Consider the following 25,843-nt stretch of genomic DNA (forward strand, 5'->3'; position numbering starts at 1 on the left):
GGCTATTTGCGCATTGCTCAATCTATACGCAAAGAAGTTTAGATGTCCAGATGTATTGACGTCCATACTTTCAATGTTTACTCTGGTGCCTGACTTTTCACCTCATTCGCCAGGAAGCCCTCACCATGACGCGTAAACAGGCCACTATCGCAGTGCGTAGCGGATTAAATGATGACGAGCAGTACGGCTGCGTTGTCCCGCCCATTCATCTTTCCAGTACCTACAATTTCACCGGATTTAATGAACCCCGTGCGCATGACTACTCGCGTCGTGGCAACCCTACGCGTGACGTGACCCAGCGTGCGCTGGCCGAACTGGAAGGTGGCGCAGGCGCCGTATTAACCAATACCGGGATGTCCGCCATTCACCTGGTGACCACGGTGTTCCTCAAGCCCGGCGATCTGCTGGTTGCGCCGCACGATTGCTACGGCGGCAGCTATCGCCTGTTTGATAGCCTGGCGAAACGCGGCTGCTATCGCGTGCTGTTTGTCGATCAAAACGACGAACAGGCGCTGAAACAGGCGCTGGCAGAGAAACCGAAGCTGGTTCTGGTGGAAAGTCCAAGCAATCCATTGTTGCGCGTTGTCGATATTGCGAAAATTTGTCAGCTCGCAAGGGATGCGGGAGCGATAAGTGTAGTGGATAATACGTTCCTCAGTCCGGCCCTTCAGAACCCACTCGCACTGGGTGCCGATCTGGTATTGCATTCATGCACTAAATATCTGAACGGCCATTCTGACGTGGTGGCAGGCGTGGTGATTGCCAAAGATCCGGATGTTGTCACCGAACTGGCATGGTGGGCCAATAACATTGGCGTCACCGCAGGCGCCTTCGACAGCTACCTGCTGTTGCGCGGCATCCGTACGCTGTCGCCGCGCATGGACGTGGCGCAGCGCAATGCTCAGGCGATTGTCGACTTCCTGAAAACCCAGCCGCTGGTGAAGAAGCTGTATCACCCGTCGCTGCCGGAAAACCAGGGGCACGAGATTGCCGCGCGCCAGCAGAAAGGGTTTGGCGCGATGTTAAGTTTTGAACTGGACGGTGACGAGCAAACGCTGCGTCGCTTCCTGAGCGGGCTGTCATTGTTTACGCTGGCGGAATCCTTAGGTGGGGTTGAAAGCTTGATCTCCCACGCCGCGACCATGACGCACGCAGGTATGGCACCCGAAGCACGTGCCGCCGCCGGGATTTCTGAGACGCTGCTGCGGATCTCAACCGGTATCGAAGATTCTGAAGATTTAATTGCCGATCTGGAAAATGGCTTCCGGGTCGCAGCCAAGGGGTAATCATGAGTGTGATAGCGCAGGCAGGGGCGAAGGGTCGTCAGCTGCACAAGTTTGGTGGTAGTAGTCTTGCTGATGTGAAATGTTACCTGCGCGTCGCAGGGATCATGACGGAATATTCACAGCCGGGTGACATGATGGTTGTCTCGGCGGCGGGCAGCACCACCAACCAGTTGATTAGCTGGCTGAAACTGAGCCAGACCGATCGCCTTTCTGCGCATCAGGTGCAACAGTCATTACGTCGCTATCAGAGCGAATTGATTGCCGGCCTGCTGCCTGCGGACGTGGCGGACGGGCTGATCAGCGCCTTCACGCACGATCTTGAGCGTCTGGCCGCTCTGCTGGACAGCGGCATTACCGATGCGGTGTATGCCGAAGTGGTTGGCCACGGTGAAGTGTGGTCTGCGCGCCTGATGGCTGCGGTTCTGCAACACCTGGGCGTGGACGCCGCCTGGCTCGACGCGCGTGATTTCCTGCGTGCCGAACGCGCCGCGCAGCCGCAGGTGGATGAAAGGTTATCCTACCCGCTGCTGCAGCAGCTGCTGGTGCAGCACCCGGGCAAACGCATTGTGGTTACCGGCTTTATCAGCCGCAGCAACGCGGGTGAAACCGTGCTGCTGGGCCGTAACGGCTCCGACTACTCGGCGACGCAAATCGGTGCTCTGGCGGGCGTGTCCCGCGTCACCATCTGGAGCGACGTGGCCGGTGTTTATAGCGCGGACCCGCGCAAAGTAAAAGATGCCTGCCTGCTGCCGCTGCTGCGCCTGGATGAAGCCAGCGAGCTGGCGCGTCTGGCGGCACCGGTGCTGCACGCCCGTACGCTGCAGCCGGTTTCCGGTAGCGATATCGACCTGCAGCTGCGCTGCAGCTACACCCCGGATCAAGGCTCCACGCGCATTGAGCGCGTGCTGGCCTCTGGTACCGGGGCGCGTATTGTTACCAGCCACGACGACATCTGCCTGATTGAGTTCCAGGTTCCTGCGGGCCAGGACTTCAGGCTGGCACATAAAGAGATCGACACGATCCTGAAACGCGCCCAGGTGCGTCCGCTGGCCGTGGGTGTGCATAATGACCGCCAGCTGCTGCAGTTCTGCTATACCGCAGAAGTGGCGGACAGCGCGCTGAAAATTCTGGATGAAGCGGGCCTGCCGGGCGAGCTTCGCCTGCGTCAGGGGCTGGCGCTGGTGGCGATGGTGGGCGCGGGCGTCACCCGTAACCCGCTGCACTGCCACCGCTTCTGGCAGCAGCTGAAAGGCCAGCCGGTGGAGTTCACCTGGCAGTCGGAAGAGGGCATCAGCCTGGTTGCCGTTCTGCGCAAAGGGCCAACCGAAAGCCTGATTCAGGGTCTGCATACCTCTCTGTTCCGCGCGGAAAAACGCATCGGCCTGGTGCTGTTTGGTAAAGGCAACATCGGTTCCCGCTGGCTGGAGCTGTTCGCCCGCGAACAGGTCACGCTCTCGGCGCGTACCGGGTTCGAATTCATTCTCGCAGGCGTGGTGGACAGCCGCCGCAGCCTGCTGAACTACGAAGGGCTGGATGCCAGCCGCGCGCTTGCCTTCTTTAATGATGAAGCCGTTGAGCAGGATGAAGAGTCGCTGTTCCTGTGGATGCGCGCGCACCCGTACGACGATCTGGTGGTGCTGGACGTGACCGCCAGCGAACAGCTTGCCGATCAGTATCTTGATTTCGCCAGCCACGGTTTCCACGTCATCAGCGCCAACAAGCTGGCGGGGGCAAGCAGCACCGATAAATACCGCCAGATCCACGACGCGTTTGAAAAAACCGGCCGTCACTGGCTGTATAACGCCACCGTGGGCGCGGGCCTGCCGGTAAACCACACCGTGCGCGACCTGATTGAAAGCGGTGACAGCATTCTGGCGCTGAGCGGTATCTTCTCCGGTACGCTCTCCTGGCTGTTCCTGCAGTTCGACGGCACTGTACCGTTCACCGACCTGGTGGATCAGGCGTGGCAGCAGGGCTTAACGGAACCCGATCCGCGCGTTGACCTCTCCGGTAAAGACGTGATGCGCAAGCTGGTGATCCTGGCGCGTGAAGCAGGTTATGACATCGAGCCGGATTCCGTCCGCGTCGAGTCGCTGGTGCCTGCCGGCTGTGAGGAAGGCTCGGTGGATCATTTCTTTGAGAATGGTGAAGAGCTTAACGAGCAGATGGTGCAGCGTCTGGAAGCGGCGAACGAGATGGGTCTGGTGCTGCGTTACGTGGCACGTTTTGAGGCCAACGGAAAAGCGCGCGTCGGTGTCGAGGCGGTGCGTCCTGAACATCCGCTGGCGGCGCTGTTGCCGTGCGATAACGTCTTCGCCATCGAAAGCCGCTGGTACCGCGATAACCCGCTGGTGATCCGCGGCCCGGGCGCCGGGCGCGACGTCACCGCCGGGGCGATCCAGTCCGACATTAACCGTCTGGCTAAGCTGCTGTAAAAACTCAATTTCCCTCTCCCTGTGGGAGAGGGTTAGGGTGAGGGCATCGGACCGCGCTCACCCCCATCATGAATTTCCCTCATCTTCCCTGAGCAAACCTCACCGTTATTGTTGATTATTTCTATTGACGTCCCTCCGCTTTTCCGTCATTTTTACATCTGGACGTCTAAACGTATAGAAGTTCACAACACAACAGACAATGACACGCGATTGATAGGGGTAGGGTATGAGCTTTTTTCACGCCAACCAGCGGGAAGCACTGAACCAGAGCCTGGCCGAAGTAAACGGTCAGATTAACGTCTCTTTTGAATTTTTCCCGCCGCGCACCAGTGAAATGGAGCAAACCCTGTGGAGCTCTATCGATCGTCTCAGCAGCCTGAAACCAAAGTTTGTCTCCGTGACCTACGGTGCGAACTCTGGCGAGCGTGACCGTACGCACAGCATCATTAAAGGCATCAAAGATCGTACCGGTCTGGAAGCGGCGCCGCACCTCACCTGTATCGACGCCACCCGCGACGAGCTGCGTGCCATCGCCCAGGACTACTGGAATAACGGCATCCGTCATATTGTCGCACTGCGCGGCGACCTCCCGCCCGGCAGCGGCAAGCCAGAGATGTATGCGGCCGACCTGGTTGGGCTGCTGAAAGAGGTGGCAGATTTCGATATCTCCGTGGCTGCTTACCCTGAGGTTCACCCGGAAGCGAAAAGCGCCCAGGCGGATCTGCTTAACCTCAAGCGTAAAGTGGAGGCTGGTGCCAACCGCGCCATTACCCAGTTCTTCTTTGATGTCGAAAGCTACCTGCGCTTCCGTGACCGCTGCGTCTCCGCGGGCATCGAGGTTGAAATTATCCCGGGCATTCTGCCGGTCTCTAACTTCAAACAGGCGAAGAAATTCGCCGATATGACCAACGTGCGCATTCCGCTGTGGATGTCCAAAATGTACGAAGGTCTGGATCATGACCCGGAAACCCGCAAGCTGGTGGGGGCCAATATCGCCATGGACATGGTGAAAATCTTAAGCCGTGAAGGGGTGAAAGACTTCCACTTTTACACGCTAAACCGCGCGGAGATGAGCTATGCCATCTGCCATACTCTGGGCGTTCGCCCCGCGTAAAACACCAAAAGCCCTCTTAAATAGAGGGCTTTTTAACAGGGTAAAAAGTTAAAAGGTATCAGCTATCGAATCTGTGGATTAATTCAACTATAACTTATTGCTAGTGGTGTATATCGTAACGGTAACACTGTAAAAGGGAGCATAGCGATGAGCACGTCAGACGAGACCAATAAAGCGGCATCAGTCGGCAAATGCCCGTTCCATCAGGGCGGCGTCGATCACAGCGCGGGCGCAGGTACAGGCAGCCGCGACTGGTGGCCAAAACAACTCCGCATCGATCTTCTTAACCAACATTCCAATCGTTCGAACCCGCTGGGTGAAGACTTCGACTACCGCAAAGAATTCAGCAAGCTTGATTACTCTGCCCTTAAAGGCGACCTCAAAGCACTTTTAACCGACTCTCAACCGTGGTGGCCAGCCGACTGGGGCAGCTATGCGGGCCTGTTTATCCGTATGGCGTGGCACGGTGCGGGTACCTATCGCTCCGTGGACGGGCGCGGTGGGGCAGGACGCGGTCAACAGCGCTTTGCGCCACTGAACTCCTGGCCGGATAACGTAAGCCTGGATAAAGCGCGCCGTCTGCTGTGGCCTATCAAGAAAAAATACGGACAAAAAATCTCCTGGGCCGACCTGTTTATCCTCGCGGGTAACGTGGCGCTGGAGAACTCCGGCTTCCGTACCTTTGGTTTTGGTGCCGGGCGTGAAGACGTCTGGGAACCGGATCTGGACGTGAACTGGGGTGATGAAAAAGCCTGGCTGACCCACCGTGACCCGGAAGCACTGGCTAAGCGTCCTCTGGCAGCCACCGAAATGGGCCTGATCTACGTGAACCCGGAAGGGCCGAACGCCAGCGGTGAACCGCTGTCAGCGGCGGCAGCGATTCGTGCGACCTTCGGCAACATGGGCATGAACGATGAAGAGACCGTCGCGCTGATTGCAGGCGGCCACACCCTCGGCAAGACTCACGGCGCGGGTGAAGCCACCCACGTGGGTACCGACCCCGAAGCCTCACCGATTGAAGCACAGGGCCTGGGCTGGGCCAGCACGCACGGCACGGGGGTTGGCGCTGATGCCATTACCTCCGGTCTGGAAGTCATCTGGTCACAAACCCCGACACAGTGGAGCAACTACTTCTTCGAGAACCTGTTCAAATACGAATGGGTACAGACCCGCAGCCCGGCAGGGGCGATTCAGTTTGAAGCCGTGGATGCGCCGGAAATCATGCCCGATCCGTTCGACCCGTCGAAAAAACGCAAGCCTACCATGCTGGTCACCGACCTGACGCTGCGCTTCGACCCGGAATTCGAAAAGATTTCCCGCCGCTTCCTGAACGATCCGCAGGCCTTCAACGAAGCCTTCGCGCGTGCCTGGTTCAAGCTGACCCACCGTGATATGGGGCCAAAATCGCGTTACCTTGGCCCGGAAGTGCCGAAAGAAGATCTGATTTGGCAGGACCCGCTGCCGCAGGCGGTGTTCAATCCGACGAAAGAAGACATTGAAAGCCTGAAGGCGGAAATTGCTGCCTCTGGTCTCTCCGTGAGCGAACTGGTTTCCGTTGCCTGGGCGTCAGCCTCGACCTTCCGCGGTGGCGATAAGCGTGGCGGTGCCAACGGCGCGCGTCTGGCGCTGGCGCCTCAGCGCGACTGGGACGTGAACGCTGCGGCGGTTCGCGCGCTGCCAGCCCTGGAAGCTATCCAGCGCACCACCAACAAAGCCTCTCTGGCCGATATCATCGTGCTGGCGGGCGCGGTAGGCGTTGAGCAGGCCGCAAAAGCGGCAGGTGTGTATGTCACCGTACCGTTCACGCCGGGCCGCGTTGATGCGCGTCAGGATCAGACGGCTATCGAGATGTTTAACCTGCTCGAACCGATTGCCGATGGTTTCCGCAACTACCGTGCGCAGGTGGATGTGTCCACCACGGAGTCTCTGCTGATTGATAAAGCCCAACAGCTGACGCTGACTGCGCCAGAACTGACGGTGCTGATTGGCGGCCTGCGCGTACTGGGTGCCAACTTTGATGGCAGTAAAAACGGCGTGTTCACCAACCGCGAAGGCGTGCTGAGCACTGATTTCTTCGTGAATCTGCTGGATATGAACACGCAGTGGAAGGCGACCGATGAGTCCAATGAGCTGTTTGCCGGAAGCGATCGCACCAGCGGTGAAGTGAAATATACCGCCACCCGCGCCGATCTGGTCTTCGGCTCTAACGCCGTCCTGCGCGCGCTGGCCGAGGTTTACGCCAGCGATGATGCGCATGAGAAGTTTGTCCGCGACTTCGTTGCCGCCTGGGCGAAGGTCATGGATCTGGATCGGTTTGACGTGAAGTAGCCAGTGTGCCGGGTGGCGGCTACGCCTTACCCGGCCTACAAATTAAAGTGCCATGTAGGCCGGGTAAGCGCAGCGCCACCCGGCTTTTTTATTACTCCCACTCCTGCAGGAATCGCTGTCCATACTGGTCTGCCACCAGCAGCGCCGCATACACCTGATCCGGCGTGACGCCCCCCGGCATGTTGTGGATCGTTTCTCCTTCCGCGCAAGAGGCTTCGGCGATCAGACGCATTTTGGCCGGAATATCCTCTTTGATGTTCAGCTGTGCCAGCGTGAGCGGCAGCCCTACGCTGTGGCAAAGCGCCGCGACGGTCTCAATTTCTTCTACCGGCGCGTTTTCCAGCACCAGCTGCGTCAGCGTACCAAACGCCACTTTCTCCCCATGATAGAAGTGATGCGCGTCCGGCACCGCCGTCATGCCGTTATGAATAGCGTGTGCAGCCGCCAGCCCGCCGCTTTCAAAGCCGACGCCGCTGAGATAGGTGTTGGCTTCGATGATGCGTTCCAGCGCAGGCGTCACCACATGCTGTTCCGCCGCCAGCATCGCTTTTTCACCCTCTTCAACCAGCGTGTTGTAGCACAGCTCGGCGAGCGCTAATGCCGCCTGTGTGCATTTACCCCCGGCCATAGTGGTCGCGCCGCTGCGCGAGCAGGCGCGTGCTTCAAACCAGGTCGCCAGCGCGTCGCCAATCCCGGCGGCCAGCAGACGTGCAGGCGCACCTGCTACCACTTTCGTATCCACAATGACCATGTTCGGGTTGTGCGGCAGCATCAGGTAGCGATCGAACTCGCCGCTGTCGGTGTAAATAACGGAAAGGGCGCTGCACGGCGCGTCGGTGGACGCGATAGTCGGCGCAATGGCGACCGGCACGTCCATAAAGTGAGCCAGCGCTTTCGCGGTATCCAGCGTTTTACCGCCACCAATACCCAGTACTGCCGGGCAGTCGGCGCTGTCGGCCAGCTTTTTCAGACGATCGATTTCATTTTGCGAACATTCGCCGCCAAACGGCGCAATTTCGGCATGCAGTTCGGCTTTTTTAAAACTCTGGCGCAGGGTCTCTTCGGCAAAACCCAGCACAAACTTATCGCCGACGACCAGCCAGCGGTTTGCCAGGGGTTTCAGATAGTCGCCGAGACGGGTCAGCACATCCGCGCCCTGGATATATTTCCCCGGCGATTGAATGATACGGTCCATAACAGTTCTCCCTTAGAGGTTGAGGTTACCAAACGCGTTTTTCCAGTCCTGCTCGAACTTCTCTATGGCTGACTCTACCGCCGGCGTACCGAGCATGTGTTGCGCTACGTCTAAGGGAAGCGTGATTGCTTCACATCCTGCCAACAGGCAGTCGAGCGCCTGACGCGGCGTTTTGAAGCTGGCGGCCAGCACTTTACTGTCCGGCGCGTGCAGCTCCAGCAGGGACTGCAGTTCCTGAACCATGCGAATGCCGTCACCGCCCTGCGCGTCGACGCGGTTGACGTACGGCGCGACATATTTCGCCCCTGCGAGTGCGGCGAGCAAGCCCTGCGCCGCGCTGTAAACGGCGGTGCCCAGCGTGGTTATCCCCTCTTTTTTCAAGGCCTTAATTGCGATAAGTCCCTGAGCCGTCACCGGGATTTTCACCACAATGCCCGGAATAGCGTTACTCAGACGTTTGGCTTCTGCCACCATGCCTTCGGAATCGCGGCTCATGGTTTGAGCAAACAGCGTGCCTTCCGGCCCGATGGCTTGTTGCAGGCGCGGCAGCACGTCCCAGATGGATTCACGGCTGGCGGCAATGATGCTCGGGTTGGTGGTAACGCCCGCAATGGGAAAAATGCGCGCCAGGCGTTCAACTTCCGCCACGTTGGCGGTATCCAGGTACAGTTCCATTATTTTTCCTTAAGTCAGAAAGGTTGAATAAAGGATACGGCGCACCCAGGCGCGGCGAATACAGGTCAATTTTGCCAAATACTGGACAAATGTAATGTCCTTGGCGAAGTGAGAGAGCGATCACAATGCTACTTTTTGGCGATCAGCTGGCTGTGGTACTGGCGTCGATATTCGGAAGGGGAACGTTCGGTGTGCTTGCGAAAGAGACGGCAAAAGTAGTTGCTGTCCGTAAATCCACAGCGTGTGGCGATATCTTTAATTTTGAGATCGTAGCCTTTCAGCAGCTGACGCGCATGTTCCAGGCGCGTTTTTGTTAAATATTCATTGAATCCGACGCTGCCGACTTTCTGGAATAGATGGGAAAGGTAGTTTGGTGAGATGTAGAACGCCTGTGCCACGGATTCGCGAGTTAACAAAGAGGCATAATTTTCTTCGATATAGCTCCGAACGGCTTCGAACAGTGCCCGGCTGCGGCTGTCGGTGTGAATTTCGCTTCCAAGCAGATCCCGGCAGTGGCTGAGCAGGCTTAAAACCACCAGCCTTGCTGTGTCCTGCTCTTCTGGCTGCATCTGTAATTCGGTGAGCGTTTGCAGAAGAAAAGCCCCCGTTCGCGGACCACGTCGGGCAACCTGGAGTTGTTGTAAGAGCACATTGTCATGCTGTAACTCGATTGTAAGCTGCTGCTTACCGAAATGTATGCTCAGGGCGTGAGGCGCAGGATGCGTAATTTGTCCAAAAAAAGAAAAAATCGCCTCGCAGGGTGTGTCAAGGGTAATGCCGAGGCAGGGAGAGGTTCGGGGATGCTGTTCAGCCAGCGCTGAGAAATGAATCTGACCCAGCGGTAACGTGCGGTTCACCAGGTCTGTCAAAATCTGGGTGATATCGGAATGCATAAGGAGACTACCGAAATTTGCCGGGTGGCGCTAACGCTTACCCGGCCTACTTATCGTAGGCCCGTGCAAGCGCAGCGCCGCCGGGCGTAAAGCATTAGCCGGTGTTACGCATACCTGCCGCAACGCCCGCAATCGTCACCATCAGCGCCTGTTCAACGCGTGGATCCGGCTCTTTCCCTTCTTCTTCTGCCAGACGCGAACGGTGCAGCAGCTCTGCCTGCAGGACGTTCAGCGGGTCGGTGTAGATGTTACGCAGCTGGATAGACTCGGCAATCCACGGCAGGTCCGCCATCAGGTGTGAGTCGTTAGCGATGTCCAGCACCACTTTGATGTCGCCTTCCAGCAGTTCGCGCAGCTCTTTGCCCAGCGCCCACAGCTCTGGCTTCACCAGGCGCTGATCGTAGTATTCCGCCAGCCACAGGTCGGCCTTCGAGAAGACCATCTCCAGCATTCCCAGACGGGTAGAGAAGAACGGCCAGTCGCGGCACATGGTTTCCAGTTCGCTCTGTTTACCGTCTTCCACCACTTTTTGCAGCGCGGCACCGGCACCCAGCCAGGCGGGCAGCATTAAGCGGTTCTGCGTCCAGGCGAAGATCCACGGAATGGCGCGCAGGGATTCAACGCCGCCGGTCGGACGACGCTTGGCAGGACGTGAGCCCAGCGGCAGTTTACCCAGCTCCTGCTCAGGCGTGGCTGAACGGAAGTAAGGGACGAAATCTTTGTTTTCACGCACATAGCCGCGGTACAGATCGCAGGAGATGCCTGACAGCTCGTCCATGATGCGGCACCAGGATTCTTTTGGCTCCGGCGGTGGCAGCAGGTTGGCTTCGAGGATCGCGCTGGTATAAAGCGACAGGCTGCTGATGGTCACTTCCGGCAGGCCGTACTTGAAGCGGATCATCTCGCCCTGCTCGGTGACGCGCAGGCCGCCTTTCAGGCTTCCCGGCGGCTGTGACAGCAGTGCCGCGTGTGCTGGCGCGCCGCCACGGCCAATGGAGCCACCGCGTCCGTGGAACAGGGTCAGCTCGATACCGGCTTTCTCGCAGGTTTTGATCAGTGCGTCCTGCGCCTGATACTGCGCCCAGGACGCCGCCATCACGCCCGCATCTTTTGCGGAGTCGGAATAGCCGATCATCACCATCTGTTTGCCCTGAATAAAGCCGCGATACCAGTCGATGTTCAGCAGCTGGCTCATCACGTCGTTGGCGTTGTTCAGGTCGTCGAGGGTTTCAAACAGCGGGGCGACCGGCAGGGCGTAGTCAATGCCCGCTTCTTTCAGCAGGAGGTGAACGCCCAGCACGTCGGACGGGGTTTTCGCCATGGAGATCACATAGGCGGCGACCGATCCTTTCGGTGCGTCCACGATCGCTTTACAGGTGTTGAGCACTTCGCGGGTATCGTTGCTTGGCTCCCAGTTGCGCGGCAGCAGAGGGCGCTTGGAGTTCAGCTCGCGGATCAGGAACGCCTGTTTGTCGGCTTCGGACCAGCTTTCATAGTCGCCGATGCCGAGGTAGCGGGTCAGCTCGCCCAGCGCTTCGGTATGACGGGTACTTTCCTGACGCACGTCGATACGTACCAGCGGCACGCCGAAACACTTCACGCGACGCAGGGTGTCGAGCAGTTCGCCGTTGGCAATGATGCCCATCCCGCACGCCTGGAGTGATTTATAACAGGCGTACAGCGGCTCCCAGAGCTGCTCGTTCTGGCTCAGCAGCCCTTCTGGTTTTGGCAGACGCTGGCCTTTCAGGCGCGCTTCCAGCCAGGCCTGAGTGGCCATCAGCTGACCACGCAGTTTTTTCATCAGGAAACGGTACGGCTCGCTGGCGCCTTCTTCACCGGCCAGCGCGCGCAGTTCCGGCGTCGCTTCTACCATCGACAGCTCGGAGATCAGTACCTGAATGTCTTTCAGGAACAGATCGGTCGCTTTCCAGCGGCTCAGCAGCAGGACGTGACGGGTGATTTCTGCGGTGACGTTTGGGTTGCCGTCGCGGTCGCCGCCCATCCAGGAGGTAAAGCGGACCGGCACAAAGTCGACCGGCAGACGGTAGCCCAGGTTCGCTTCCAGCTGTTCGTTCAGCTCGCGCAGGTAGTTCGGTACCCCTTCCCACAGGCTGTTTTCCACCACCGCAAAGCCCCATTTAGCTTCGTCGACCGGGCTTGGGCGATGCTTACGAATTTCATCGGTGTGCCAGGACTGAGCAATCAGCTGGCGCAGGCGGCGCATCAGCTGGTTGCGTTCATAGTCGGCAATGTCTTTGTTATCCAGCTGCTTCAGGCAGTTGTTCACTTCCACCATTTTGTGGATCAGGGTGCGACGGGTGATCTCGGTTGGGTGAGCGGTCAGTACCAGCTCCAGCGAAAGTGACTCCACTGCTTTTTTGATGGTGGCTTCGTTGAGGTCTGGCTGGTCTTTCAGTTTACGAAGGGTGCGGGCAATGACTTCCGGGTTGCTGGCCGCTTCGCCGTTTGGCGAAATGCTGTGGTATTGCTCAGCGGTGTTGGCCAGGTTCAGGAACTGGCTGAATGCGCGTGCAACGGGCAGCAGCTCGTCGTTCGAGAGGTTCTGCAAGGTGGTGAGCAGCTCCTGACGACTGGCCTCGTTACCGGCACGGGAAGATTTAGACAGCTTGCGGATGGTTTCAACGCGGTCGAGGATGTTCTCCCCCAACGCATCTTTGATGGTATCTCCAAGCACTTTGCCGAGCATACTGACATTACTACGCAACGCGGAATATTGTTCGTTCATAAAAACCCAGTCACCCCATCATTTTTGTTTATGCCCAGGCGAAAATCTTCTGGACATTATTTTGTCATCTCCCTTTATAAAGCCACGTAAAACCCCCGTCGTCAATTGCTGCGAAAACGGTTCAGCAAACGAATAAATGTGGGCAATTTACGAAATTTAATTCGCATTGCGTCAGATAAGAGATGCTTATGGAAATGTGACGGAGATCGCGGGATTTTCCCCTCTCTTCCGAGAGGGGAAAGGTCATTAATGCCAGCAGAAATGATGTACAACCTGGGTAATCAGTTCGCGGGTCGGCTTGATAAAGCGGGTTTCAAGATATTCATCCGGCTGGTGCGCCTGGTTGATGGAGCCGGGGCCAAGAACCAGCGTCGGGCACAGCGTCTGAATAAACGGCGCTTCGGTGCAGTAATTCACCACGTCAGTTTTTTCACCGAGCAGCTTTTCCACCACTTCGACCAGCTGATGGTCCGGCGGGCATTCATAACCCGGGATCGGCGGGTGCAGTTCCGAGACCGTCAGGCGGCCCGGCCAGCGCTCACTCACCGGGGCCAGCGCTTCGTTCAGTAAACCATCCAGATCGCTCAGGGTCATGCCCGGCAGCGGTCGGATGTCCATGTGCAGCTCGCAGCAGGCGCAGATACGGTTCGAGGCATCACCGCCGTGCAGGCTGCCGAGATTGAGCGTTGGATACGGCACGGTGAACGCCTCATAGTGGTAACGCTCTTTCAGATCGTCGCGCAGGGTCATGATGCGGCCGATAGCGTCATGCATCAGCTCAATGGCGTTGACGCCGCGCGCCGGATCGCTGGAGTGGCCGGACTGGCCGAGCACGCGCACGGCGGTAGAGATATGGCCTTTATGTGCGCGAATCGGTTGCAGAGACGTCGGCTCGCCGATGATCGCGCAATCCGGACGAATCGACGTGTTTTCTGAAAAGTAGCGCGCGCCCGCCATGCTGGTTTCTTCATCGGCGGTCGCCAGAATGTAGAGCGGTTTTTTCAGCTTCGTCACGTCCACGTCACGCAGCGCGTCGAGGATAAAGGCGAAGAAGCCTTTCATGTCTGCGGTGCCCAGACCGTAGAGCTTGTTGTCGTGCTCGGTCAGGGTGAACGGATCGCGCGTCCAGCGGCCATCGTCAAACGGCACGGTGTCGGTGTGACCGGCCAGCAGCAGGCCGCCCGCACCGGTTCCGGTACTGGCGAGCAGGTTAAATTTGTGACGAGTGCCGGGGACGGGCTGAACCTCAACGTTAAACCCAAGATCGCTAAACCAACCCGCCAGCAGATTGATTAAAGACTCATTGCTCTGATCCAGCGCTTCTTCCGTTGCGCTGATGGACGGTGTGGCAATCAGGGCGCGGTAGATCTCGATAAATGGCGGTAAGTTCATTTTCATTGTTGACACACCTTAGGTCGTGATAGTATCAATATTCATGCAATAAATGTGAATAAAAATACATTAACGTTGAGCATAAAGGAACCCGATGTTGAATACGCTGATTGTAGGCGCTAGCGGTTATGCGGGCGCAGAGCTTGTAAGCTACGTGAATCGCCATCCACATATGACCATAACCGCTTTGACCGTGTCAGCGCAAAGCAATGATGCAGGAAAGTTAATTTCCGATTTGCATCCGCAGCTTAAGGGCCTGGTCGATCTGCCTTTGCAGCCCATGTCTGACATCAGCGAGTTTACCGACGGCGTCGACGTGGTGTTTTTAGCCACCGCGCACGAGGTCAGCCACGACCTGGCGCCGCAGTTCCTTGCGGCTGGCTGCGTGGTCTTCGACCTCTCCGGCGCGTTCCGCGTTAACGACGGCGCGTTCTACGAAAAATATTACGGTTTCACCCATCAGCATCCGGATCTGCTTGAAAAAGCGGTGTACGGCCTGGCGGAGTGGAGCGCAGATAAACTGAAAGAAGCGGATCTGATTGCCGTTCCGGGCTGCTACCCGACGGCGGCGCAGCTTTCGCTGAAACCGCTGATCGACGCCGGGCTGCTGGATCTGAACCAGTGGCCGGTGATCAACGCCACCAGCGGCGTGAGCGGAGCAGGGCGCAAGGCGGCGATCTCCAACAGCTTCTGCGAAGTGAGCCTTCAGCCGTATGGCGTGTTTAATCATCGCCATCATCCTGAAATCACCACCCATCTGGGCGCGGACGTGATTTTCACGCCGCATCTGGGCAGCTTCCCGCGTGGGATCCTCGAAACCATTACCTGCCGCCTGAAGCCTGGCGTGACCAAAGAGCAGGTGAATGAGGTCTTCACGCAGGCGTATGCGGACAAACCGCTGGTGCGCCTGTACGACAAAGGCGTGCCGGCGCTGAAAAATGTGGTCGGCCTGCCGTTCTGCGACATCGGCTTTGCCGTGCAGGGTGAGCATCTCATCGTGGTGGCCGCAGAAGATAACTTACTGAAAGGCGCTGCCGCTCAGGCAATGCAGTGTGCAAATATTCGTTTCGGTTTCCCGGAAACGCAGGCTCTTATTTAAGGTGTGATGATGAACCCATTAATTATCAAACTCGGTGGTGTACTGCTGGACAGCGAAGAAGCGCTGGAGCGTCTGTTTACCGCGCTGGTGAACTATCGCGAATCACACCAACGTCCGCTGGTGATTGTGCACGGCGGCGGCTGCGTGGTGGATGAACTGATGAAAGGGCTCAACCTGCCGGTGATCAAGAAAAACGGCCTGCGCGTGACGCCTGCGGACCAGATTGACATTATCACCGGTGCGCTGGCGGGTACAGCGAACAAAACCCTGCTGTCCTGGGCGAAGAAACACCACATTGCCTCCGTTGGCCTCTATCTGGGCGATGGCGACAGCGTAAAAGTGACCCAGCTCGACGAAGCGCTCGGTCACGTTGGACTGGCGCAGCCGGGTTCGCCTAAGCTGATTAACACGTTGCTGGAAGGCGGTTTCCTGCCGGTGGTGAGCTCTATCGGCGTGACCGAAGAGGGCGAGCTGATGAACGTTAACGCTGACCAGGCGGCAACTGCACTGGCGGCAACGCTGGGTGCGGACCTGATCCTGCTCTCCGACGTGAGCGGCATTCTGGACGGAAAAGGCCAGCGCATTGCGGAAATGACTGCGGCAAAAGCCGAGCAGCTGATTGCGCAGGGCATCATCACCGACGGCATGATCGTCAAAGTGAACGCCGCGCTGGATGCGGCGCGCACGCTGGGCCGTCCGGTTGATATCGCCTCCTGGCGTCACGCGGAGCAGCTTCCGGCGCTGTTTAACGGCACGCCGATTGGCACGCGTATTCTGGCTTAAGATTCTGTGCCGGATGGCGCTTCGCTTATCCGGCCTACGTGAATTTTGTAGGCCCGGTAAGCGCAGCGCCACCGGGCAAAAATATCATCATTAAGGAAATTCGTTATGGCACTTTGGGGTGGGCGTTTTACACAGGCAGCGGATCAGCGGTTCAAACAGTTCAACGACTCTTTGCGCTTCGACTACCGCCTGGCCGAACAGGATATTGTCGGCTCTGTGGCCTGGTCCAAAGCGCTGGTGACCGTTGGCGTACTGACCGCAGACGAACAGCAGCAGCTGGAAGAGGCGCTGAACAACCTGCTGGAAGAGGTACGTCTGGATCCGCAGCAAATTCTGCAGAGCGATGCTGAAGATATTCACAGCTGGGTGGAAGGCAAACTGATCGACAAGGTCGGCCAGTTGGGTAAAAAGCTGCACACCGGCCGTAGCCGTAACGACCAGGTCGCCACCGACCTGAAGCTGTGGTGTAAAGATACCGTTGGCGAACTGCTGGCGGCTAACCGTCAGCTGCAGACCGCGCTGGTGGAGACCGCACAGAACAATCAGGACGCGGTGATGCCGGGTTATACCCACCTGCAGCGCGCGCAGCCGGTGACCTTTGCGCACTGGTGTCTGGCCTACGTTGAGATGCTGGCGCGTGACGAAAGCCGTCTGCAGGATACCCTGAAGCGTCTGGACGTCAGCCCGCTGGGCAGCGGCGCGCTGGCGGGTACCGCTTACGAAATCGACCGTGAACAGCTGGCAGGCTGGCTGGGCTTTGCCTCCGCCACCCGTAACAGCCTGGACAGCGTCTCTGACCGTGACCACGTGCTGGAGCTGCTCTCCAATGCGTCTATCGGCATGGTGCACCTGTCGCGCTTTGCCGAAGATCTGATTTTCTTTAACTCCGGTGAAGCGGGCTTCGTTGAGCTGTCCGACCGCGTGACGTCAGGCTCATCCCTGATGCCGCAGAAGAAAAACCCGGACGCGCTGGAGCTGATCCGCGGGAAATGTGGCCGCGTGCAGGGCGCGCTGACCGGCATGATGATGACCCTGAAAGGGCTGCCGCTGGCGTACAACAAAGATATGCAGGAAGACAAAGAAGGGCTGTTCGACGCGCTCGACACCTGGCTCGACTGTCTGCATATGGGCGCGCTGGTGCTGGACGGCATTCAGGTGAAGCGTCCGCGCTGTCAGGAAGCGGCGCAGCAGGGCTATGCGAACTCTACCGAGCTGGCGGATTATCTGGTAGCGAAGGGCGTACCGTTCCGTGAAGCGCACCATATTGTCGGTGAAGCGGTAGTGGAAGCCATTCGTCAGGGTAAACCGCTGGAAGATCTGGCGCTGGCCGATCTGCAAAAATTCAGCGCGGCTATCGGGGATGATGTGTATCCGATTCTGGCGCTGCAGTCCTGCCTGGATAAGCGTGCGGCGAAAGGCGGCGTGTCGCCTAAGCAGGTGGCGCAGGCCATTGCGGAGGCGAAAAACCGCCTGATTTGATGCCTGAAACGTCGGGTGGCGGCTTCGCCTTACCCGACCTACAAAACCCCAGCCCAACCCTGAGTTGGGCTTTTTTACGCAAAAAAAAGCGGACCACGGGGTCCGCAAAAGTTCACGTTGGCTTTAGTTGTTCGAGTTTTGAGAGAAACTCGCTGACGGTGGCGGGGACGTCAAGGGTCAAACACGTGCCGCCTCGTCTATGTGGTGTATTATTCAACAGAATGCTTGATAGGGATAATCGTTCGTTGCTATGCTATCTATCGCCATGAACTATCGTGGCGACGGAGGATGAATAATGAATATTCGTGATCTTGAATACCTGGTAGCGTTAGCCGAGCATCGTCACTTTCGCCGCGCGGCAGATTCCTGCCACGTCAGCCAGCCCACGCTGAGCGGCCAGATCCGCAAGCTTGAAGACGAGCTGGGCGTGATGCTGCTGGAGCGCACCAGTCGTAAGGTTCTGTTCACACAGGCAGGTCTTCTGCTGGTGGATCAGGCGCGCACCGTGCTGCGCGAGGTCAAAGTGCTCAAGGAAATGGCAAGCCAGCAGGGGGAGGCCATGTCCGGCCCGCTGCATATTGGCCTGATCCCAACCGTTGGCCCGTACCTGTTACCGCACATCATTCCGATGCTGCACCAGACGTTCCCGAAACTCGAAATGTACCTGCATGAAGCGCAGACGCATCAGCTGCTGGCGCAGCTGGACAGCGGCAAGCTCGACTGCGCCATTCTGGCACTGGTAAAAGAGAGTGAAGCCTTTATTGAAGTGCCGCTGTTCGATGAGCCGATGATGCTGGCGATCTATGAAGATCACCCGTGGGCGAACCGCGATCGCGTGCCGATGGCCGATCTGGCGGGTGAAAAGCTGCTGATGCTGGAAGATGGCCACTGCCTGCGCGACCAGGCGATGGGCTTCTGTTTCGAAGCGGGTGCTGATGAAGATACCCACTTCCGCGCAACCAGCCTGGAAACCCTGCGAAATATGGTCGCGGCGGGAAGCGGTATTACGCTGCTGCCTGCGCTGGCGGTGCCGCACGAGCGTAAGCGTGATGGCGTGGTCTACTTGCCGTGCATTAAGCCAGAGCCGCGTCGTACGATTGGCCTGGTTTATCGCCCGGGTTCACCGCTGCGCAGCCGCTATGAGCAGCTGGCAGAGGCCATCCGCGGTGCGATGGATGGCCATTTTGACAGCGCGTTAAAACAGGCGGTTTAAGCCGTTCAGCGCGGCTACCCGATAGGCTTCCGCCATGGTCGGGTAGTTAAAGGTGGTGTTGACGAAGTACTCAATGGTGTTACCACCACCTTTCTGCTCCATGATCGCCTGGCCGATATGAATGATTTCCGCGGCGCGTTCACCAAAGCAGTGAATCCCGAGGATCTCTTTCGTCTCGCGATGGAACAGAATTTTCAGCGTACCCACGCTCATCCCCACGATTTGCGCCCGCGCCAGATGTTTAAACTGCGCACGACCCACCTCGTAAGGCACCTTCATTGACGTCAGCTGCTGCTCGGTTTTGCCGACTGAGCTGATTTCCGGGATGGTGTAGATACCCGTCGGGATATCTTCGATCAGATGCGCCGTCGCTTCGCCCTTCACCAGCGCCTGAGCCGCAATGCGTCCCTGGTCGTAAGCGGCGGAGGCCAGGCTTGGGTAGCCAATCACGTCGCCGACCGCGTAAACGTGCGGCAGGGCGGTCTGATACATGCTGTTGACCTTCAGCTGACCGCGGCTGTCGGTTTCAAGCCCGATATTTTCCAGCTGCAGGGAATCGGTGTTGCCGGTACGGCCGTTGGCGTACAGGAGGCAGTCCGCTTTCAGCTTCTTGCCTGACTTGAGGTGCATGATCACCCCGTCGTCGCAGCCTTCGATCTTCTCGTACTCTTCGTTGTGGCGAATCACCACGCCGCTGTTCCAGAAGTGGTAGGAGAGGGAGTCCGACATCTCCTGATCGAGGAAGGCCAGCAGGCGGTCGCGAGTATTGATCAGGTCAACTTTGACGTCCATTCCGCGGAAGATCGACGCATATTCGCAACCAATGACCCCTGCGCCATAGATAATGACGTGGCGGGGTTCATGGTGCAGGCTCAGAATCGAGTCGCTGTCGTAGACGCGCGGGTGCGAGAAGTCCACGTCGGCCGGATGGTACGGGCGTGAACCGCAGGCAATCACAAATTTTTCAGCGGTGATGGTTTCAACCGACCCGTCGTGGCATTCGAGTGCCAGGGTGTGTTCATCCACAAAATGCGCGTTGCCCTGCAAAATTTCACAGTGGTTACGCTCATAAAACCCCTGACGCATGCGCGTCTGCTGATTAATGACGGTATCCGCGTGATTCAGGATGTCGGCAAAAGAGGAACGAAGAAGTCGGGAGTGGTCGCTGTAAAGAGGATTCTGGTTAAATTCGATAATGCGGCTAACGGCGTGGCGGAGGGCTTTCGAAGGGATGGTGCCCCAGTGGGTGCAACCGCCGCCGACATTATGGTAGCGCTCAATGACCGCTACTCTGGCTCCCTGTTTCACCAGACCCATAGCAGCACCTTCGCCGCCGGGGCCGGAACCAATAACTATTGCGTCGTAATCGTAGGAATGTGGCATGGTAAGGCTTACCTGTTCTTATACATAAAAGCAACAGAATCATAACATCATTGCCAGAGTAACCCAATTATCGTTGTGCTTTTTTCCGGCAGTGGAGCACAAACCGCACGTAAACAATCATTCACAAAGCCAGGTAAACAGATTAATTTTATTCTCTGGTATAGTGCCATCAGGCCTTTGGAAGGATTCAACTATCGTGATGGGCGTAAGAGCACAACAAAAAGAGAAAACCCGGCGTTCGCTGGTGGAAGCCGCATTCAGTCAACTGAGTGCTGAGCGAAGTTTTGCCAGTTTGAGCCTGCGCGAAGTCGCACGCGAGGCCGGGATTGCGCCAACGTCCTTCTATCGTCACTTCCGTGATGTGGATGAACTGGGCCTGACCATGGTCGACGAGAGCGGTTTGATGCTGCGCCAGCTGATGCGCCAGGCGCGTCAGCGTATCGCCAAAGGGGGCAGCGTGATCCGTACCTCCGTGTCGACCTTTATGGAATTTATCGGCAATAACCCCAACGCGTTTCGTCTGCTTCTGCGCGAGCGTTCGGGCACGTCGGCGGCGTTTCGTGCCGCCGTCGCGCGCGAAATTCAGCACTTCATCGCGGAACTTGCCGACTATCTTGAACTCGAAAACCATATGCCGCGTGCGTTTACCGAAGCACAGGCCGAGGCGATGGTGACGATTGTTTTCAGCGCAGGTGCCGAAGCGCTGGACGTCAGCATTGAACAACGCAAGCAGCTTGAAGAGCGACTGGTATTGCAGCTCAGGATGATCTCCAAAGGCGCGTACTACTGGTATCGCCGTGAACAAGAGAAACTGGCACATCAAACCGAAGAGTGAAGGTGAGTAATGAAACAGTCAGGTCAGGATAAAGGGACGCTGTTGCTGGCATTGATCGCTGGCTTATCCATTAATGGTACGTTCGCCGCTATTTTTAGCTCCATCGTGCCGTTTTCGATTTTCCCGCTGATTGCGCTGGTGCTGACGGTGTACTGCCTGCATCAACGCTACCTGAACCGCACCATGCCGGTGGGGTTACCGGGGCTGGCCGCCGCCTGCTTTATTCTGGGCGTATTGCTGTACAGCACGGTGGTGCGCGCGGAGTATCCGGATATCGGCTCTAACTTCTTCCCTGCGGTACTGTCTGTTGCGCTGGTGTTCTGGATTGGCTCGCGCATGCGTAGCCGTAAAAGCCAGTTACCGGAGTAAAGGTTTTTGTCATTGTAGGCCGGATAAGCGAAGCGCCATCCGGCTTTTTTGGCAGGTGGCGCTTCGCTTACCTGCCCTACAAGGCCACATTACTTCGCCGTGAGCAGTACGCCGCACTCCATATGGTGCGTATACGGGAACTGATCGAACAGCGCCAGACGTTCAACCTTGTGCGTCTGGCTTAACGTTTCCAGGTTCTTGCACAGCGTCTCCGGGTTACAGGAGATGTACAAAATACGCGGGTACGCCTGCACCATCTTCTCGGTTTCGCTGTCCAGGCCACTGCGCGGCGGGTCGACAAAAATCGTCTCACACTGGTAGCTCTTCAGATCGATTCCTTCCAGACGGTTAAACTGGCGTACGCCGTTCATTGCCTGCGTGAACTCTTCTGCGGCCATACGAATGATCTGCACGTTGTCGATATGGTTGGCGGCAATGTTGTACTGCGCGGCGGCCACCGACGGTTTGGCGATTTCGGTTGCCAGAACGCGATCGAAGTTACGCGCCAGCGCCAGCGAGAAGTTGCCGTTACCGCAGTAAAGTTCAAGCAGATCGCCCTTAGACCCTTCCGTCGCCTTCAGCGCCCACTCCAGCATCTGCACGTTCATCGCGGCGTTCGGCTGGGTAAAACTGTTCTCCACCTGACGATAGACCATTTCTTTACCCGCCACCGACAGGCGCTCGTCGACGTAGTCCTGATCCAGCATGATTTTGGTTTTTGTCGCACGGCCAATCAGGTGAACGTTGATGTTCTGCGCACGCAGCGCATCACGCAGGGCTTCGGCCTGCTCGCGCCACTCGTCGTTCAGGGCTTTGTGATACAGCAGTGAGACAATGGCCTGATTGCTTTGCGTGGTCAGGTAGTCAATCTGGAACAGCTTGTGGCGCAGCACCGGGTTGTTACGCACGCCTTCAACGATCAGCGTCATCAGCTGATTGATAAGCTCGCTCGCTGCCGGGAAGCTGTCCACGCGAATGCGGGATTTCGTCTGCTGATCGAAAATGATGTGGTACAGGTCGTCACCGTCGTGCCAGATGCGGAACTCTGCACGCATGCGGTAGTGGCTGACAGGAGAGCGGAACACCTCGGGAACGGGCGCGTTGAAAGGCGTCATCATACTTTGCAGGCGGACGACTTTCTCTGCCAGCTGCGCGTCGTACTGTTCTGTCGGGAGGTGTTCTGGGGTCATGATGCGTCCTGAGTGATAAAGAATTACGCGGCGATTGTAGGCATTGTTCAGGGGATGTCCAGAGTTAATGGCCAATAGCTGTCTGGACATCCATACGTGTCTAATTGTAGCATTCTGTTTCCGGTCTCCTGAGAGTGAAAAGGGAATCCAGTGTAAATCTGGAGCTGACGCGCAGCGGTAAAGACTGGCGGGATGAGCGTTGTAGACACTGTGAAAATGGGAAGTCTTCATCCTTATATAGCCACCTAGCCCGAAGACCTGCCGGGATCACGTCGCATTTGGTTTCATCATCGCGTGCTATCGATGAGGCCTGCGGCATCCTTCTTATATTGTGGATGCTTTAACAATGATTAAAAAAGTATCGCTGCTGACGGCGTTGTCCGTCACGGCATTTTCGGGCTGGGCGCAGGATAGCGCAGACTCGTTGGTGGTGACGGCAAATCGTTTCGAACAACCTGAAAAAACTATTCTGGCTGCAACCTCGGTTGTGACGCGTGCCGATATTGACCGTTGGCAGTCGACCTCGGTGCTGGACGTTATGCGTCGCCTGCCCGGCGTGGATACGGCGCAAAGTGGTGGGATGGGGCAACTCTCCTCTCTCTTTATCCGTGGCACCAACTCCAGCCACGTCCTGATCCTTGTTGATGGGATCCGCCTTAACCAGGCGGGCGTCACGGGGTCGTCCGATCTCAGCCAGTTCCCAATCTCCCTGGTACAGCGAATCGAATATGTTCGTGGACCGCGTTCGGCGGTATACGGCTCAGACGCGATTGGTGGTGTCGTAAACATTATTACTACTCGTGCGAAGGACGGTACCACGCTGAATGCTGGCGTAGGCTCGCACGGCTACCAGAATTATGGCGGCAGTACTCAGCAAACACTGGGCGACAGCACGAGCGTCACGCTTGCGGGTGATTACACCTATACCAAAGGGTTTGATGTGGTTGCGGACGGCAACAATGGTGGCCTTGCCCAGACCGATCGCGACGGCTTTATGAATAAAACGCTCTACGGCGCACTGGATCACGCATTCTCAGACCAGTGGAGCGGTTTTGTGCGCGGCTTTGGCTACAGCAACCGTACGGCCTACGACGGCTACTACAGCTCCTTTACCCCTGACGTACTGGTCGATACCCGCCAGCTCTATAGCCAGACCTGGGATGCAGGATTGCGCTTCAACGATGACATCTTTCATTCGCAACTGCTCACCAGCTATAGCCACAGCAAGGACTATAACTACGACCCAAATTTAGGCCGCTACGATTCGACAGCCACGCTGGATGAAATCAAACAGTACAACGTCCAGTGGCTCAACTCCGTTGATGTTGGCCATGGGAACATTGGCGCGGGCGTTGACTGGCAGAAGCAGAGCACCGAGCCGGGTACAAACTACGTGACCAACGGCTACGACCTGCGTAACACCGGCGTCTACCTGACCGGGCTGCAGCAGTTTGGTGACTTCACCCTGGAAGGGGCGGTTCGCAGCGATGACAACTCTCAGTTCGGTCGTCATGGCACCTGGCAAAGCAGTGCGGCCTGGGAGTTCGTGGAGGGGTACCGTTTCGTTGCTTCTTATGGTACGGCCTATAAGGCACCGAATCTGGGTCAACTCTACGGTTTCTATGGCAATGACCATCTTGATCCAGAAGAGAGCAAGCAGTGGGAAGGTGCGTTTGAAGGCCTGACGGCGGGCGTGAGCTGGCGCGTATCCGGCTACCGTAATGACGTTGATAATCTCATCGACTTCGATAATAACCTCCAGCAATATTACAACGTCGGTAAAGCGCGCATTAAAGGTGTGGAAGCGACAGCATCGTTTGATACGGGTCCGTTGACGCATACTGTTGGCTATGACTACGTAGATGCCCGAAATGCCGCAACCAACGAACTTCTGGATCGTCGTGCTAAGCAGCAGGTGAAATATCAGCTCGACACGCAGATCTATGATTTCGACTGGAGCCTGACTTATCACTATCTCGGTACGCGTTACGACACTGACTTTGGTACTTACCCGTCTGAGAAAGTAAAAATGGGCGGTGTAAGCCTGTGGGATGTCGCAGTTTCGTATCCTGTCACCTCACACCTTACAGTTCGTGGTAAAATAGCCAACCTGTTCGATAAAGATTACGAGACAGTTTATGGCTACCAAACTGCAGGACGGGAATACACCTTGTCTGGCAGCTACACCTTCTAATCCGCGCCCTACCGTGCTGGTGTTTGATTCCGGCGTCGGTGGGCTTTCGGTCTATGATGAGATTCGGCATCTCCTGCCGGATCTCCATTACATCTACGCCTTCGATAACGTCGCTTTCCCGTATGGGGAAAAGAGCGAAGATTTTATTGTCGAGCGCGTGGTGGAAATCGTCACTGCGGTACAACAGCGTTATCCCCTTGCGCTGGCCGTTATCGCGTGTAATACGGCGAGCACCGTTTCTCTTCCCGCCCTGCGTGAAAAATTCCAGTTCCCGGTTGTGGGCGTCGTCCCGGCAATAAAGCCTGCCGCGCGTCTGACGGCGAACGGCATTGTGGGCCTGCTGGCCACGCGAGGTACGGTAAAGCGTCCTTATACCCGCGAGCTGATCGACCGTTTCGCCAACGAATGCCAGATTGCGATGCTCGGTTCGGCTGAGCTGGTAGAGATGGCGGAAGCGAAGCTGCATGGCAAGGCGGTATCACTCGACGAGCTGCGTCGTATTCTTCGTCCGTGGCTGCGGATGCCTGAACCCCCGGATACCGTTGTGTTGGGCTGTACCCACTTCCCGCTACTCCATGAAGAGTTATTAGAGGTGCTGCCGGAGGGGACACGCCTGGTGGATTCCGGAGCGGCTATTGCCCGTCGTACGGCCTGGTTGCTGGAGCATGAAGCCCCGGATGCGAAATCTACGGATGCGAATATCGCGTTTTGTATGGCGTTAACAAAAGAAACTGAACAACTTTTACCCGTTTTACGCCGTTATGGCTTTGAAACGCTCGAAAAACTGGCGCTATAGCACGGTTTTGAGCAAAAAAGAGACGGTTGAAAGTTTTTTTTAAAAGAGGGGTTGTCAACGTCTGAGAACTCCCTATAATGCGCCTCCACTGACACGGAACAACGGCTTACAGGCCGCCGGGTTAGCGGGGTTCAGAGATGAACGCCAACAGAGAAAAGCGAAAATAATCACTTGACTCTGAATGAGGAAAACGTAATATACGGGACCTCGCAACGGTGAGCGAAAGCCGCGTTGCACTGCTCTTTAACAATTTATCAGACAATCTGTGTGGGCACTCAAAGTGACATGGATTCTTAATGTCTTCGGACAATAAATGAATACCAAGTCTCTGAGTGAACATACGTAATTCATTACGAAGTTTAATTCACGAGCATCAAACTTAAATTGAAGAGTTTGATCATGGCTCAGATTGAACGCTGGCGGCAGGCCTAACACATG

The 25,843-nt window shown here is 57.1% G+C and carries 19 protein-coding genes and 1 riboswitch; of the genes, 12 read left to right on the plus strand and 7 right to left on the minus strand.

Going from position 1 to position 25,843, the window contains the following annotated elements:
• Positions 1-125 precede the first annotated feature (125 nt).
• The 4 genes from metB to katG all read left to right on the plus strand — a co-directional run bounded on the left by metB (position 126) and on the right by katG (position 7,163).
• Positions 126-1,286, plus strand: a complete 1,161-nt coding sequence (metB, locus tag LLF79_RS21600; RefSeq protein ID WP_021242813.1) for a cystathionine gamma-synthase — start codon at positions 126-128, stop codon at positions 1,284-1,286.
• A 2-nt stretch (positions 1,287-1,288) separates the two neighbouring features.
• Entirely contained in the window at positions 1,289-3,721 is a 2,433-nt protein-coding gene (locus tag LLF79_RS21605) for a bifunctional aspartate kinase/homoserine dehydrogenase II (RefSeq protein ID WP_227880408.1), read from the plus strand.
• A gap of 226 nt (positions 3,722-3,947) precedes the next feature.
• On the plus strand, positions 3,948-4,835 hold the full coding sequence (gene metF / locus LLF79_RS21610; protein WP_227880410.1) for a methylenetetrahydrofolate reductase: 888 nt from the start codon (positions 3,948-3,950) through the stop codon (positions 4,833-4,835).
• A 147-nt stretch (positions 4,836-4,982) separates the two neighbouring features.
• Positions 4,983-7,163: a catalase/peroxidase HPI gene (gene katG, locus LLF79_RS21615; RefSeq protein WP_227880411.1), complete on the plus strand. Its 2,181-nt coding sequence runs from the start codon at positions 4,983-4,985 to the stop codon at positions 7,161-7,163.
• A 91-nt stretch (positions 7,164-7,254) separates the two neighbouring features.
• Here the strand turns inward: katG and LLF79_RS21620 are convergent, their stop codons facing one another.
• The 5 genes from LLF79_RS21620 to argE all read right to left on the minus strand — a co-directional run bounded on the left by LLF79_RS21620 (position 7,255) and on the right by argE (position 14,070).
• Positions 7,255-8,358 carry a glycerol dehydrogenase gene (locus LLF79_RS21620; protein ID WP_045416923.1) on the minus strand — a complete coding sequence of 368 codons (1,104 nt, stop codon included), beginning with the start codon at positions 8,356-8,358 and terminating at the stop codon, positions 7,255-7,257.
• A gap of 12 nt (positions 8,359-8,370) precedes the next feature.
• Entirely contained in the window at positions 8,371-9,033 is a 663-nt protein-coding gene (gene fsa / locus LLF79_RS21625; RefSeq protein ID WP_045416926.1) for a fructose-6-phosphate aldolase, read from the minus strand.
• A gap of 128 nt (positions 9,034-9,161) precedes the next feature.
• Entirely contained in the window at positions 9,162-9,926 is a 765-nt protein-coding gene (locus LLF79_RS21630) for an AraC family transcriptional regulator (RefSeq protein ID WP_008501792.1), read from the minus strand.
• A gap of 94 nt (positions 9,927-10,020) precedes the next feature.
• The gene (ppc, locus tag LLF79_RS21635; protein ID WP_023326306.1) at positions 10,021-12,672 is read right to left on the minus strand and encodes a phosphoenolpyruvate carboxylase; all 2,652 of its coding nucleotides are present in this window, start codon (positions 12,670-12,672) and stop codon (positions 10,021-10,023) included.
• Positions 12,673-12,918: 246 nt separating this feature from the next.
• Positions 12,919-14,070 carry an acetylornithine deacetylase gene (gene argE, locus LLF79_RS21640; RefSeq protein WP_008501790.1) on the minus strand — a complete coding sequence of 384 codons (1,152 nt, stop codon included), beginning with the start codon at positions 14,068-14,070 and terminating at the stop codon, positions 12,919-12,921.
• Positions 14,071-14,158: 88 nt separating this feature from the next.
• Here argE and argC point away from each other — a divergent pair, with 88 nt between their 5' ends.
• The 4 genes from argC to oxyR all read left to right on the plus strand — a co-directional run bounded on the left by argC (position 14,159) and on the right by oxyR (position 18,638).
• Positions 14,159-15,163, plus strand: coding sequence for an N-acetyl-gamma-glutamyl-phosphate reductase (argC, locus tag LLF79_RS21645; RefSeq protein ID WP_008501789.1), 1,005 nt, complete (start codon positions 14,159-14,161; stop codon positions 15,161-15,163).
• 6 nt (positions 15,164-15,169) lie between these two features.
• Entirely contained in the window at positions 15,170-15,946 is a 777-nt protein-coding gene (gene argB / locus LLF79_RS21650; RefSeq protein WP_086538377.1) for an acetylglutamate kinase, read from the plus strand.
• A gap of 105 nt (positions 15,947-16,051) precedes the next feature.
• The gene (argH, locus tag LLF79_RS21655) at positions 16,052-17,425 is read left to right on the plus strand and encodes an argininosuccinate lyase (protein WP_106105310.1); all 1,374 of its coding nucleotides are present in this window, start codon (positions 16,052-16,054) and stop codon (positions 17,423-17,425) included.
• Positions 17,426-17,720: 295 nt separating this feature from the next.
• Positions 17,721-18,638: a DNA-binding transcriptional regulator OxyR gene (gene oxyR / locus LLF79_RS21660; RefSeq protein ID WP_008501786.1), complete on the plus strand. Its 918-nt coding sequence runs from the start codon at positions 17,721-17,723 to the stop codon at positions 18,636-18,638.
• On the opposite strand, the gene sthA is transcribed toward oxyR, so the two are convergent.
• Positions 18,621-20,021: a Si-specific NAD(P)(+) transhydrogenase gene (sthA, locus tag LLF79_RS21665; RefSeq protein WP_008501785.1), complete on the minus strand. Its 1,401-nt coding sequence runs from the start codon at positions 20,019-20,021 to the stop codon at positions 18,621-18,623. The genes oxyR and sthA overlap by 18 nt on opposite strands.
• A 196-nt stretch (positions 20,022-20,217) precedes the next feature.
• Between sthA and fabR the strand changes: the two genes are divergently transcribed.
• Together fabR and LLF79_RS21675 are read left to right on the plus strand one after the other, a co-directional pair.
• Complete coding sequence (gene fabR, locus LLF79_RS21670; protein ID WP_008501784.1) at positions 20,218-20,856, plus strand: HTH-type transcriptional repressor FabR; 639 nt, start codon at positions 20,218-20,220, stop codon at positions 20,854-20,856.
• Between the two features lie 9 nt (positions 20,857-20,865).
• Positions 20,866-21,225, plus strand: a complete 360-nt coding sequence (locus tag LLF79_RS21675; RefSeq protein WP_008501783.1) for a YijD family membrane protein — start codon at positions 20,866-20,868, stop codon at positions 21,223-21,225.
• 89 nt (positions 21,226-21,314) lie between these two features.
• On the opposite strand, the gene trmA is transcribed toward LLF79_RS21675, so the two are convergent.
• Positions 21,315-22,415 carry a tRNA (uridine(54)-C5)-methyltransferase TrmA gene (gene trmA / locus LLF79_RS21680; protein ID WP_100122243.1) on the minus strand — a complete coding sequence of 367 codons (1,101 nt, stop codon included), beginning with the start codon at positions 22,413-22,415 and terminating at the stop codon, positions 21,315-21,317.
• A 104-nt stretch (positions 22,416-22,519) separates the two neighbouring features.
• Positions 22,520-22,696, plus strand: a riboswitch (cobalamin riboswitch).
• A gap of 65 nt (positions 22,697-22,761) precedes the next feature.
• Between trmA and btuB the strand changes: the two genes are divergently transcribed.
• Together btuB and murI are read left to right on the plus strand one after the other, a co-directional pair.
• Positions 22,762-24,609, plus strand: coding sequence for a TonB-dependent vitamin B12 receptor BtuB (gene btuB, locus LLF79_RS21685; protein WP_045336203.1), 1,848 nt, complete (start codon positions 22,762-22,764; stop codon positions 24,607-24,609).
• A complete protein-coding gene (gene murI, locus LLF79_RS21690; protein WP_008501780.1) occupies positions 24,554-25,405 on the plus strand; it encodes a glutamate racemase in 852 nt (283 codons plus the stop codon). The genes btuB and murI overlap by 56 nt, the downstream gene beginning before the upstream one ends.
• The last annotated feature ends 438 nt before the right edge of the window (positions 25,406-25,843 follow it).

Source organism: Enterobacter cloacae complex sp. 2021EL-01169 (assembly GCF_020733125.1).
Lineage (GTDB): Bacteria > Pseudomonadota > Gammaproteobacteria > Enterobacterales > Enterobacteriaceae > Enterobacter > Enterobacter roggenkampii.

Coding starts and splice junctions, on each gene's coding strand:
- sthA (WP_008501785.1), bottom strand. CDS start 20,021: ATGCCACATTCCTACGATTACGACGCAATAGTTATTGGTTCCGGCCCC.
- metF (WP_227880410.1), top strand. CDS start 3,948: ATGAGCTTTTTTCACGCCAACCAGCGGGAAGCACTGAACCAGAGCCTG.
- ppc (WP_023326306.1), bottom strand. CDS start 12,672: ATGAACGAACAATATTCCGCGTTGCGTAGTAATGTCAGTATGCTCGGC.
- argC (WP_008501789.1), top strand. CDS start 14,159: ATGTTGAATACGCTGATTGTAGGCGCTAGCGGTTATGCGGGCGCAGAG.
- LLF79_RS21605 (WP_227880408.1), top strand. CDS start 1,289: ATGAGTGTGATAGCGCAGGCAGGGGCGAAGGGTCGTCAGCTGCACAAG.
- btuB (WP_045336203.1), top strand. CDS start 22,762: ATGATTAAAAAAGTATCGCTGCTGACGGCGTTGTCCGTCACGGCATTT.
- metB (WP_021242813.1), top strand. CDS start 126: ATGACGCGTAAACAGGCCACTATCGCAGTGCGTAGCGGATTAAATGAT.
- oxyR (WP_008501786.1), top strand. CDS start 17,721: ATGAATATTCGTGATCTTGAATACCTGGTAGCGTTAGCCGAGCATCGT.
- argE (WP_008501790.1), bottom strand. CDS start 14,070: ATGAAAATGAACTTACCGCCATTTATCGAGATCTACCGCGCCCTGATT.
- LLF79_RS21675 (WP_008501783.1), top strand. CDS start 20,866: ATGAAACAGTCAGGTCAGGATAAAGGGACGCTGTTGCTGGCATTGATC.
- LLF79_RS21630 (WP_008501792.1), bottom strand. CDS start 9,926: ATGCATTCCGATATCACCCAGATTTTGACAGACCTGGTGAACCGCACG.
- argB (WP_086538377.1), top strand. CDS start 15,170: ATGATGAACCCATTAATTATCAAACTCGGTGGTGTACTGCTGGACAGC.
- trmA (WP_100122243.1), bottom strand. CDS start 22,415: ATGACCCCAGAACACCTCCCGACAGAACAGTACGACGCGCAGCTGGCA.
- katG (WP_227880411.1), top strand. CDS start 4,983: ATGAGCACGTCAGACGAGACCAATAAAGCGGCATCAGTCGGCAAATGC.
- LLF79_RS21620 (WP_045416923.1), bottom strand. CDS start 8,358: ATGGACCGTATCATTCAATCGCCGGGGAAATATATCCAGGGCGCGGAT.
- murI (WP_008501780.1), top strand. CDS start 24,554: ATGGCTACCAAACTGCAGGACGGGAATACACCTTGTCTGGCAGCTACA.
- fsa (WP_045416926.1), bottom strand. CDS start 9,033: ATGGAACTGTACCTGGATACCGCCAACGTGGCGGAAGTTGAACGCCTG.
- argH (WP_106105310.1), top strand. CDS start 16,052: ATGGCACTTTGGGGTGGGCGTTTTACACAGGCAGCGGATCAGCGGTTC.